The organism is Pseudomonas sp. FW305-28, from assembly GCF_017351395.1.
Taxonomy (GTDB): Bacteria; Pseudomonadota; Gammaproteobacteria; order Pseudomonadales; family Pseudomonadaceae; genus Aquipseudomonas; species Aquipseudomonas fluorescens_AA.
Window position 1 is genome coordinate 1 of the sequence record NZ_JACNDD010000210.1, and the last position, 9,081, is coordinate 9,081.

The window sequence follows — 9,081 nt, forward strand, 5'->3', positions numbered from 1 at the left end:
AGCTCGCTCCCACAAGGGGGTTAGCTGAAGAGCTAAGCACCACAAAGCTATCCAGCCACCGATGGGCAGCTGTGGAGGACACAGGCTTGAAACTACCGCTCGTGCAACGCCTCGGACCGGGCCTTGATGATCGGTTTGAGCAGGTAGCTGAGCACGGTTTTCTTGCCGGTGATGATGTCCACCGACGCCACCATGCCAGGGATGATCAGCAAGGGTTTTTCAGGCGTGCCCAGGTGGCTGCGTTCGGTGCGCAGCTTGATGATGTAGTAGGTGGTTTTCTTGTCTTCATCGGTGATGGTGTCGGCACCGATCTGTTCCAGCTTGGCTTTCATCCCGCCGTAGATGGTGTAGTCGTACGCGGTGAATTTCACCGTAGCGTCCTGGCCGGGGTGCAGGAAGGCGATGTCCTGGGGACGGATTTTCGCTTCCACCAGAATGGTGTCGTCCAGCGGCACGATTTCCACCAGGTCGCTGCCGGGCTGGATCACGCCGCCGATGGTGTTCACCAGCAATTTATTGACAATGCCGCGCACCGGCGACGTCACCAGGGTCCGGCTCACCCGGTCTTCCAGGGCCTTGCCGGTGGCCTGGGCCTTGTTCAGGTCGGTGCGGGCTTCGTTGAGCTGGGTCAGGGCTTCGCTGCGGAACTTGCCGCGGGTCTCGTCGATCTTGCGCTGCACTTCCTTGATCGCCGATTCGGCGCGGGGGATCGCCAGCGTCGTGGCGTCCAGTTGCCCACGGGTCTCGACTTCGGCGCGCTTGAGCCGCAGCACTTCTACCGGCGACACCGCGCCCTGGGCCACCAGCGGCTCGGACATGTTGATTTCCTGGCGTTGCAGCGCCAGGCCGGAGCGGTACTGCGCCTGCTTGGACACGAACTCGCGCAGTTCCTGCTGGCGCTGGATCAACTGCTCCTGCAAGCCGCCGATTTCATCGTGCAACTGCTGGCGGCGGCTGATGTACAGCGACTCTTCGCTGGCCGCCTGGCCCGGCACCGCCTTGAGTACATCGGCCGGGAAGTTCAGCGGCCGGTCATCGACTTCGGCGCTCAGGCGCTCGACCCGCAACAACATGGACAGCCGATCAGCCTCGGTTTCGCCGACGTTGGAGACAAACCGTGTGTCGTCCAGGCGAATCAACGACGCGCCGACGTCGACGATCTGCCCTTCCTTGACGAACAGCTCAGCGACGATGCCGCCTTCCAGGTTCTGGATTTTCTGGATCTTGGACGATGGGATCGCCTTGCCGTCGCCCTTGGTCACTTCGTCGATCTCGGCGAAGTTGGCCCACAGCATCAGGAATACAAAGAAGCCGATGATGCCCCAGATCGTCAAACGCACCACCCGGGGAGCGTCCTCGATCAGGGCTTTGTTGACCTCGGGCAGCGGTTGGCCGTGCAGCGAGTCGGAACCTTTGAAATAGCGGCCCACGCCGCCCTTTAAACCTGGCTTAAGCAACACTGATCTGCCCCTTCTTCAGCGCTTCCATGACAGCGGCTTTCGGGCCATCGGCGAGGATCTGTCCACGGTCGATCACCAGCAGGCGATCCACCAGCGACAGCAAGGATGCCCGGTGCGTCACCAACAGCACGGTCTTGTTTTCCACCACGGCGGCCAGGCGCTGCTTCAAGCGTTCTTCACCGGTGTTGTCCATGGCGCTGGTGGGTTCGTCCAGCAGCAGGATGGGCGGGTTGAGCAACAGCGCGCGGGCCAGGGCGACGTTCTGGCGCTGGCCGCCGGACAGGTTCTGCCCGCGCTCGCCGACTTGCAGTTCATAGCCTTGCGGATGCAGACGGGCGAATTCGTGCACGCCCGCCAGTTCAGCGGCCTGGAGCACCAGTTCGTCTTCGACGTAACGGGCGCCGGAGGTCAGGTTGTCCCGCAGGGTGCCGGCCAGCAGCTGGATGTCCTGGGGCACGTAGCCAATGTTGTAGCGCAGCTCGCTGACGTCGATCTGGCGGATGTCCACGCCGTCCACCAGCAAGGCACCGTCGTCAGGCTGATACAGGCCCACCAGCAATTTGGCGAGGGAGCTTTTGCCCGAACCGCTGCGACCGATGATGCCGATTTTCTCGCCGGGCTTGATCACCAGGTTGATGTTTTTCAGCGCGGCGTTCTGCTGGTTCGGGTAGGTGAAGTTCAACTGACGGCATTCAATGGCGCCCTGCAACACCTTGCGGCTGAGGGGGCGCTCGTCGAAATTGCGCTCCTGGGGCAGCTCCATCATCTGGTCGACCGAGGTCATGGTCACCCGCGCCTGCTGATAGCGGGTCAACAGGCCCGACAGCGACGCCAGTGGGCTGAGGGCGCGGCCGCTGAGCATGTAGCAGGCAACCAGCCCGCCCATGCTCAGGTTGCCGGCGATGATCAGGTAAACGCCGAAGACGATCATGATCACCCCGGCCAATTGCTGGATCAGCAAGGTGATGTTCATTGCCAGCCCGGACAGCATCTTCACCCGCAGTTCGAGGCGACTGAGGGTGCCGATGGTCTGTTCCCACTGGTATTGACGCTCGCTCTCGGCGTTGTTGACCTTCACCGCGTCCAGGCCGGCCAGGGTCTCGATCAGGCTGGACTGGCGCTCGGCGCCCAGGGCCATGGTGCGCTCCATGGTCGCCACCAGGGGCTTCTGCAACGCATAGCCGATCAGCAGGGCAATCGGGAACGCCAGCACCGGAATCCACACCAGGTGCCCACCGATAATCGCAATGACCATGAAGATCAGCAGGGTGAACGGCAAGTCGATCAGGCTGGTGAGGGTCAGCGAAGCGAGGAAGTCCCGCAGGCTCTGGAACTCATGGATGTTCTGGGCAAAGCTGCCGACCCGCGCCGGGCGGTACTTCATGGACATGCCGACGATGCGTTCGAACAGCGTCGCCGAGATGATCAGGTCGGTTTTCTTGCCCGCCAGGTCCAGGCACAGGCTGCGCAGCATCTTGAGGATCAGGTCGAACACATAGGCGCCGGTGATACCGACGGCCAGCACCCACAGCGTCGATTCGGCCTGGTTCGGCACCACGCGGTCGTAGACGTTCATCACGAACAGTGGCGCGGCCATGGCGATGATGTTGATCAGCAGGCTCGCGGCGATGGCATCGGCGTACAGCCAGCGGGACCGTTTGAGGGTGTCGCGAAACCACGAACGCGCCCGGGGAATGAGCGTGCCGTGGTTGACGTCAAATTTATGCTGCGGTTGGGCGAAGAACACCTTGCCGCTGTAGTCGTCCGCCAGCAGTTCGCGGCTGACGGTCACCTCACCGCCGTCGCTTTCGCTGAGCAGCAGCCGCGCCTGGTCGTCACCGACCCAGCCCAGCAACACGGCGCTGCGGCCGTCTTTGAGCAGCAACAGCGCCGGCATGGCGATGGTCGGGATCTGCTCGAGCTTGCGTTGCAGCACCCGGCCTTGCAGGCCGGCACGGGCCGCCGCGCGCGACAATAATTCGACGCTCAGCCGTTGCTTGGGCAGTGGCAGGCCAGTGGTGAGCATCGCTGCGCTGGCCGGCTTCTGATGCAGCATGCAGAGCGCCAGCAGACCGTCCAGCAGCGGGTCGTCGTGCAGCGTGCGCGGGTCATGAACTAGTTCGACTGGACTGACTTCTGATTCCACGCTCGGCACTCTGACTGATTAAAACGGGTGGTAGGACTCAATTCATCCCAGGCAATTGAACCTTGGGCTTCATGTCGTTCTGCACAACCGATGCCAACGGTGCGACCACACCCTGGCTTTTCAACAGCTGGCCCATGGTTGCCTTGATCCGGTACTGGGTGAACAGCTGCACATTCTTGATTTCCGCCAGGCGACGGGAAGCGCTGAACAGCTCGTTTTCGCTGTCGAGCAAGTCGAGCAGGGTCCGCTCGCCGAGGCTGAACTGCTTCTGGTAGGCGGTGCGCACATTGGCGCTGCGATCCACGTATTGCTGGGCGACCGGCACCTGGGCGTTAGCGTTGTTCAAGGCGTTCCAGGCCAGGCCCAGCTCTTCGTTCAACTGGCGCAGCGCGTTGTTGCGGATGTCCAGGGCCTGGTTGGACAGGTACGACTTGGATTCCAGGTCGGCCTTGTTGCTGCCACCGGCATACAGGTTGAAACGCATGCGCAGCATGGCTTGCCACTCGTTGTTGTGGCCGTTCTGACCGTCCAGGTCGTTGTCGGCCGTGCGACCCAACTCGGCGTCGAAACGTGGGTAGAAGCTCGACTTGGCGGCTTCGTACTGTTGCTCGGCGGCGGCGATGTCGGCTTCGGCCGAACGCAGCACCGGGCTGTTTTCCAGCATCTGGGCGCGGGCTTCGGTCAGGTTGGCCGGCAACAGCGCCAGAAAATCGGCGGGACGTTCCAGTTGATCGGGCAGTTGGCCCACGGCGCTGAGGTAGTTGGTCTCGGCGTCGGCCAGGTTGGTCTGTTCGGTGATCAGGTTGTTGCGGGCCTGGGCCATGCGCGCTTCGGCCTGGTCCAGGTCGGCGCCGCTGCCCACGCCGCGGGAGGTGCGCAGCTTGATCTGGTCGAAGATACGTTCGTGGCTCTTGAGGTTTTCCTCGGCCAGGCGCACGAACTCACGACGGGTCAGCACATCCAGGTAAACCTGGGCCACCGTCAGACCGGTGCGTTCGGAAGCGTCCAGCAACGAGTAGGCACGGGCATTGACGGTGGCTTGTTGACGCCCCACTTCGCTGGACGTCGCAAAACCGTCAAAAACCATTTGTGACAGGCGCAGGCTCGACTCGCTGCGGTTCAGGGTTTCCCAATGGTTGTTGCCGCCTGACCGAGTGGTGACGCTGTCAGTGCCTTCACGGCCATACCCGGCTGCAAGGTCCACTCTAGGCAGGTAGCCGCCCTTGGCCGCCTTGAGTTGGTAATCCGCCGCGAGACGACTGTTCACACCGGCCTGGATTTCAGGATGGACATCCAGCGCCTGTTGCATGGCCTGCGGCAAGGTTTGTGCTTGTACGAAGCTGGCGGCGAGGGCGAAGGGTAAAGCCATGAACAAGTGCGGACGCATGGTGGTTTTTTCCTGAAACTCTTGTCTTGAATCACAGCGAAACGTGGCGCTGCATCGGATGATGGCAACCGGAATGACCGTATGTCGGAAAGTTCGAAACAAGAACTGGATCAAGCACCGAAAGGACAGGTCGCCGCTTAAATATCAATGTGACATTACTGAAGCGATTGTTTAGGATGGCCGACAGAAGGTCAATAGTTTGGCACAAACTAAATAATCGAAAAAAGCACAGCCAAAATATTGACAAAAGAAGCGTCAAATAACCTTACTTTGTGAACATGAACGTCCAGACCGCTGCTGCCCACAGGCTGCCGGGTCCATGGAAGTCTACTGAGCGTGGCACCCGGAGAAGTCTTCAATGAGCAGTGTTATTGCCGTCGTCAAAAGCATTGTTGGTCAGGTTTTCGTCGTATCCCCAGAGGGCATCCGGCGCGTACTCATTGAAGGTGATCGCCTGAACGTAGGCGACCAGTTGGACACCGGCCCTGCCGGCGCCGTCACATTGGAACTGGCCGATGGCCGCACCCTGGACCTGGGTCGCGACACCCAGTGGAGCGCCAGTGCTCCGGACTCGTCCACCGACCTGGCCCAAGCCACTGCCCAGGCCGCGCCGTCGGTAGAAGAGCTGCAACAAGCCATCGCCGCGGGCGTCGACCCGACGACCGCCCTGGAAGCCACCGCCGCCGGCGCCACTGCCGCGGGTACGGGTGGTGCCGCCGGTGGCGGCCACAGTTTTGTGGTGCTGGATGCCACCGCCGGCAGCGTCGACCCTACCGTCGGTTTCCCAACGGAAGGTCTCGCTGCGGCTGCCGCCACCGATAACAACATCCTGGGTGGCGATACCACGGATACGACCACCAACGCCGTGCTCAACGCGACGATGACCCTGAGCGCCACACCGACCCTGACCGAAGCCGGCGGCGTGCTGGTGTACACCGCGACAGTCACCCAGGCGCCTCAGACCGACCTGACAGTGACCCTGTCCAACGGCTCGGTGATCGTCATTGCTGCCGGACAAACGACCGGCAGCGTCAACGTACCGCTGGCGCCGAACGACACCGTCTATAACGACGCCACTCAAATCAGCGTGACCGTCACTGGCACCACCGGCGGCACCGGCATCGCCGTGACCGTGCCCACCACGCCGGCCGTGACCCAGATCACCGACACCGTCGACACCACCACCATCACCCTGAGCGCGGGCAATACCGTCAACGAAGGCGGTCAGATCACCTACACCGCGACCCTGACCAATCCGGCCCAGACGCCAGTGACCGTGACCTTGAGCAATGGCTCGGTCATCACCATCGCTGCGGGCCAGACCACCGGTACCGTCAACGTCGATACACCGGCCAATGACGTCTACAACAACGGCAGCACTGTCAGCACCACGATTACCGGTGCGACGGGTGGCAACTTCGAGAACCTGGTGCCGAGCACCACGCCTGCGGTTACCACCATTACCGATTCGGTCGATACCACTGGCCTGAGCCTCTCGGCCAGCAACACCGTTACCGAAGGCGGTCAGATCACCTATACCGCGACCCTGACCAACCCAGCCCAGACGCCAGTGACCGTGACCTTGAGCAATGGCTCGGTCATTACCATCGCTGCTGGCCAGACGACCGGCACCGTTAACGTCGAGACGCCAGCCAATGACGTCTATAACAACGGCAGCACTGTCAGCACCACGATTACTGGCGCGACCGGCGGTAACTTCGAGAACCTGGTTCCGAGCACTGCGCCTGCGGTGACCACGATCACCGATTCGGCGGATACCACTGGCCTGACCTTGACGGCCAGCAACACCATCACCGAAGGCGGTTCGATTGTTTACACCGCGACGTTGACCAATCCGGCCCAGACGCCAGTGACCGTGACCTTGAGCAACGGCGCGGTGATCAACATCGCAGCCGGTGCTACCACTGGCACCGTTGCCGTAGAGACCCCGGCCAACGACGTCTACAACAACGGCAGCACTGTCAGCACCACCATCACCGGTGCGACCGGTGGCAACTTCGAGAACCTGGTACCGAGCACCGCACCAGCGGTGACTACGATTACCGATTCGGTGAACACCACTGGCCTGACCCTGTCCGCCAGCAACACCATCACTGAAGGCGGTTCGATCACCTACACCGCAACCCTGACCAATGCCGCTCAAACCCCAGTGACAGTGACCTTGAGCAATGGCTCGGTCATCACCATCGCTGCGGGCCAAACCACCGGCACCGTCAACGTCGAGACACCAGCCAACGACGTCTACAACAACGGCAGCACCGTCAGCACCACGATTACTGGCGCGACCGGTGGCAACTTCGAGAGCCTGGTGCCGAGCACCACGCCTGCGGTTACCACCATTACCGATTCGGTCGATACCACTGGCCTGACCCTGACGGCCAGCAACACCATCACCGAAGGCGGCCAGATTACCTACACCGCCACCTTGACCAATGCCGCTCAAACCCCAGTGACCGTGACCTTGAGCAATGGCGCGGTGATCAATATCGCCGCCGGTGCTACTACCGGCACCGTTGCCGTGGACACCCCGGCCAACGACGTCTACAACAACGGCAGCACTGTCAGCACCACCATCACCGGTGCGACAGGTGGCAACTTTGAGAATCTGGTGCCGAGCACTGCGCCTGCGGTCACTACGATCACCGATTCGATAGACGCTACTACCGTCACGTTGACCGCTACGCCGACCGTAAACGAAAACGGCACGATTACCTACACCGCTACCCTGACCGGTGCTGACGGTAAACCCGTCACCGCGCAGAACGGTCCGGTCACTGTGACCTTGGACAGCGGCAAAACGATCACCATCGCTGCCGGTGCAAGTTCCGGCGTCTTGGACGTAGCGGTAGGCAACGACGTCTACCAAGGTCCAACGACGGTGACTGAATCGATTGCTTCGGCATCGGGCGGCAATCTGGAAGCCATTGCACCGAATACAGCCCCAGTCAGCACCGTGGTCAGCGACGTCAACGACACCACCACGGTGACCTTGACCGCGACACCAACCGTGAACGAAAACGGCACCATCACCTACACCGCCACCCTGACCGGTGCTGACGGTAAACCGGTCACTGCGCAGAACGGTCCTGTGACCGTGACGTTGGAAAGCGGCAAAACGATCACCATCGCCGCTGGCGCAAGCTCGGGCGTATTGGACGTAGCCGTCGGCAATGACGTGTACCAGGGCCCAACGACGGTGACTGAATCGATTGCCTCCGCCACGGGCGGCAACCTGGAAGCCATTGCACCGAACACCGCGCCTGTCAGCACCGTAGTCAGCGACGTCAACGACACCACCACGGTGACCTTGACCGCGACACCAACCGTGAACGAAAACGGCACGATCACCTACACCGCCACCCTGACCGGCGCCGACGGCAAACCCGTCACCGCGCAAAACGGCCCGGTCACCGTGACGTTGGAAAGCGGCAAGACCATCACCATCGCTGCGGGCGCAAGCTCCGGCGTGCTCGATGTTGCTGTGGGTAACGATGTTTACCAAGGTCCAACGACGGTGACTGAATCGATTGCCTCCGCATCGGGCGGCAACCTCGAAGCCATTGCTCCAAATACCGCTCCAGTCAGCACCGTGGTCAGCGATGTCAACGACACCACTACCGTGACGTTGACCGCCACACCAACCGTGAACGAAAACGGCACCATCACTTACACCGCCACATTGACCGGTGCCGATGGCAAGCCCGTCACCGCGCAGAACGGTCCTGTGACCGTGACGTTGGAAAGCGGCAAGACCATTACCATCGCAGCGGGCGCAAGCTCGGGTGTGTTGGACGTGGCGGTAGGCAACGACGTCTATCAAGGTCCGACCACCGTCACCGAGTCGATCAAAGATGCATCCGGTGGCAACCTTGAGGCCATCGCTCCGAACACCGCTCCAGTCAGCACCATCGTCAGCGACGTCAATGACACCACCACGGTAACGTTGACCGCTACGCCGACCGTGAACGAAAACGGCACCATCACTTACACCGCCACCCTGACCGGTGCCGACGGCAAACCCGTCACCGCACAAAACGGTCCGGTCACCGTGACTTTGGAAAGCGGCA

At 61.7% G+C, this 9,081-nt stretch carries 4 protein-coding genes; 1 reads left to right on the forward strand and 3 read right to left on the reverse strand.

The window, feature by feature from the left end:
* Positions 1-92: 92 nt before the first annotated feature.
* From J4E53_RS28550 to J4E53_RS28560, 3 genes are read right to left on the reverse strand one after another with little or no spacing between them, the layout of a single operon-like run.
* Positions 93-1,460 carry an HlyD family type I secretion periplasmic adaptor subunit gene (locus J4E53_RS28550; protein ID WP_060739741.1) on the reverse strand — a complete coding sequence of 456 codons (1,368 nt, stop codon included), beginning with the start codon at positions 1,458-1,460 and terminating at the stop codon, positions 93-95.
* Entirely contained in the window at positions 1,450-3,606 is a 2,157-nt protein-coding gene (locus J4E53_RS28555; RefSeq protein ID WP_092169421.1) for a type I secretion system permease/ATPase, read from the reverse strand. The genes J4E53_RS28550 and J4E53_RS28555 overlap by 11 nt, the downstream gene beginning before the upstream one ends.
* 37 nt (positions 3,607-3,643) lie before the next feature.
* On the reverse strand, positions 3,644-4,993 hold the full coding sequence (locus J4E53_RS28560; RefSeq protein ID WP_060739742.1) for a TolC family outer membrane protein: 1,350 nt from the start codon (positions 4,991-4,993) through the stop codon (positions 3,644-3,646).
* A 358-nt stretch (positions 4,994-5,351) separates the two neighbouring features.
* Here J4E53_RS28560 and J4E53_RS28565 point away from each other — a divergent pair.
* On the forward strand, positions 5,352-9,081 hold a 3,730-nt coding region (locus J4E53_RS28565), incomplete at its 3' end, for an S-layer family protein (RefSeq protein ID WP_207268243.1).